The 2,840-nt window shown below is 64.9% G+C and carries 4 protein-coding genes and 1 pseudogene; all 5 read right to left on the reverse strand.

What is annotated here, in order from left to right:
• A pseudogene (locus JHD07_RS36400) lies at positions 1-300 on the reverse strand (OmpA family protein); the annotation flags it as partial.
• Between the two features lie 179 nt (positions 301-479).
• Entirely contained in the window at positions 480-728 is a 249-nt protein-coding gene (locus tag JHD07_RS36405; RefSeq protein ID WP_291630975.1) for a hypothetical protein, read from the reverse strand.
• The gene (locus tag JHD07_RS36410) at positions 728-1,213 is read right to left on the reverse strand and encodes a pyridoxamine 5'-phosphate oxidase family protein (protein ID WP_291630977.1); all 486 of its coding nucleotides are present in this window, start codon (positions 1,211-1,213) and stop codon (positions 728-730) included. Before JHD07_RS36410 ends, JHD07_RS36405 begins: the two co-directional genes overlap by 1 nt.
• A 63-nt stretch (positions 1,214-1,276) precedes the next feature.
• A complete protein-coding gene (locus JHD07_RS36415; protein WP_291630979.1) occupies positions 1,277-1,663 on the reverse strand; it encodes a VOC family protein in 387 nt (128 codons plus the stop codon).
• Between the two features lie 24 nt (positions 1,664-1,687).
• Positions 1,688-2,512: an FkbM family methyltransferase gene (locus JHD07_RS36420; RefSeq protein WP_291630981.1), complete on the reverse strand. Its 825-nt coding sequence runs from the start codon at positions 2,510-2,512 to the stop codon at positions 1,688-1,690.
• Between the last annotated feature and the right edge of the window lie 328 nt (positions 2,513-2,840).

The raw sequence follows: 2,840 nt of genomic DNA on the forward strand, positions 1-2,840 counted from the left end.
CGGCCGGGCCGCGGGTGGAGGCGGCGGTGGCGCTGCCGGGCGCGCGGGTGCGGCTGCCGGCGGAGGCGCAGGAGGCGGCGCCGCCGCGGGAGGCGGTGCGGCCGGACGGGCGGGTGCTGCGGGCGGCGCAGCCGAAGGCGGTCCCTTCGGCGGCTGCTTCGGTTTTCCGTCAGGCCCGGCATCCGGCTGGGCCTGCGCGAGCACGAGCGGCGGCGCACTCTGCGCATGCGATGCGAAGCTTGCGAATTGCATCGCGGTGAGAGCCGTCGTTGCAAGCAGCACGAAACGAAGGTTGGTCATGGTGGTGAACTTCCCCGGAAGGTTCTTTGACGAAGTCTTGTGATGAACGGCTAAGCGTTAGGCCGCATTGTGGCGGGCGATGCAACCGCAGTCCGATTTATTTCTGCACGCAAATCATCTCACTATGGCAACGTTCATTGCGCATTCAGGCCCAGCTTGCAATCGCCTGCAGTGATGAGTCAGCCTCGCGCGTAACCCCGCGTCGGACTCGCGTCCGTCGCAGGGTTCGGCGTAAGCGGTCGATTCGGCCCGCGCGACGGAATCTCTTCGGGCACGCGGCCCGGCAATTCCTCCGGGCGCGGTGATTCGCCTGGCTCGCGCACCGGTGGCGCGATCTCGGGCTGCGGATTGCCGGGCGGAATTCCCGGCGGCGGTTCGGTCGGCGTGCCCGGTGTCGAGGGTGGAATCTCGGGCTGTTCAATCGGCATCACATCGAGACCTTGCGGTTCTCGCCGAGATCGGGCCGCGTGTTCGTCACAGCTGCGGCAGCCATCTTCACATAGGAAATCACGGTGCCCGGCGAATCCCAGAATTCGGCGTCGTCAGGCGTGATCTTGAGGACGCGAATGTTGGGATCCTCCGCGGAGTCCCACCATGCCTTGGCCGGCGTCGAGAACATTTCCTTGATCTTGGCACGATCGTTGGAGATGACGGCGGTGCCCGTCAGCGAAACGTATTTCTGGCTGCCGGCATCCGCGAACGACAGGTTGATCGACGGATCGCGCGCGATTTCCTCGTCCTTGTGATTGCGTGCATCGGTCAGGAAAAAGATCGAGTTTGCGTCGCGGTCGAGATAGGCGCTCATCGGCCGGGCACGGAGCTTGTCCCCGTCGCGCGTCACCAGCATCGCGAATCCGATCTTCTTCATCAGGTCCCACACGCGATCGACGTCGTGGGCATTGTCGTTGGCCATGTCGTGCTCCTGTTGCAAGCGACGATAACGGCCTGCCAGGAACGATGTTCCCGCCCGCAATCCTCATTCCGGCGCGTGGCAGACGGCCTCGATGTTGTGGCCGTCGGGGTCGAGCACGAAGGCGCCATAATAGTTTGCGTGGTAATGCGGACGGATGCCCGGCGGACCGTTGTCGCGGCCGCCGGCCGCTATCGCCGCCTTGTAGAAGGCGTCCACCGTGGCGCGGTCTTTGGCTGCGATCGCGATGTGCACCGGCTTGTTCATGGCGCCCTCCGCGCCGAACCAGAAGTCCGGCTTGCCGTCGGCGCCGAAACCGGCGGCTGCGGCGTGGCCCGTCTGCTCCGCCGTCACTTCCATGATCAGGCCGTAGCCGAGCGGCGCCAGCGCCTTTGCATAGAATGCTTTCGCGCGCTCGTAATCCGAGACCGAGATACCCAGATGGTCGATCATCGTCACCTCCGTGATTCGTTCGCGTCAGCGCGACAGGAACGTGTTGCTGCGCGTCTTGCGGGCAATCGCATAGCCACGCGCGACCATGTCGGCAATACAATCCTGCTGCCATTCGTTTTGTGACAGGTGCTCGATCACGACCGCGCGCGGCCATAGCGATGGCGACGCGTCGCGGAAGAAGCCGATCAGCACGCGGTCTTCAAATCCCTCGACATCGATCTTGAGCGAATCGATTTGCATGACGCCGGCCTCCTCGAGGATGCGCATCAAGCGCAGCGACGGGACCTTGATCGCGTCAATGCTTGCGCTGCCGGTGACGACGTGGGTTGCCCCGAGATTGCCGCCGCCGCTCTCGATCATGAGCTCACCGTCGCTGTCGCCCGCCGCAGCCTGCACCAGGCGGACTTGCGCCGCTTTCGATGCGGCATGGTTGAAGGAGAGCCGCGCGAACGTCACCGGGTGCGGCTCGATCGCGACCACCTTGCCCGTGGTGCCGACCTGCCGCGCTATCACCAACGCAAACGTGCCGACATTGGCGCCGATGTCGACGAACACGCCGCCATCGGGTGTGTGCCGACGCAGGAAATCGAGCTCGTCGAGATTGTAGTCGGGATTGAACAGCGCGCCGCGCTCGGTCGCGCTGCCTTGGTGATGGAGCCGGAACGAGGCGCCCTGATATTGCACGTCGACAGGACCGCCGCGCAATAAATTCACCAGCCGCGACATCCACGGACGGAATGCGCCGCGCTTCAGCCCAGATCGTTGAACGAGGCGTATGATCGCAGCCTGCGCTGGGTTCGGCGCGAACGCGCCGAACGGCGCGGACGAAGGGGCATTGTCGGTCGTCAAGCAGCAGGTCCTCTTTGCAAGCGGCGCATGCATAGCCGGTTTTATTGAGGACTCCAACGCTCGATCAGAGGTGTCGTCCCGAGGGACGCGAAGCGAGACACGATCAACGTGTCGTCCCCGCGAAGGCGGGGACCCATAACCCCAAGGGAGGAGTCTGACGCGGGATGCCCACTCGGAGTCCTCGTCAAATTTCTTCCTGTGGGTATGGGTCCCGGGCTCACGCTTCGCGCGCCCCGGGACGACGGCGAGACGCTTGCGCCCCGCTCTGCTCACGCCGCCTTCTTCGGCGCCTTCCGCTGCCGCAGGAATCGTCCGAGCAGCTTGCGCC

The organism is Bradyrhizobium sp., assembly GCF_016462955.1.
Classification (GTDB): domain Bacteria; phylum Pseudomonadota; class Alphaproteobacteria; order Rhizobiales; family Xanthobacteraceae; genus Bradyrhizobium.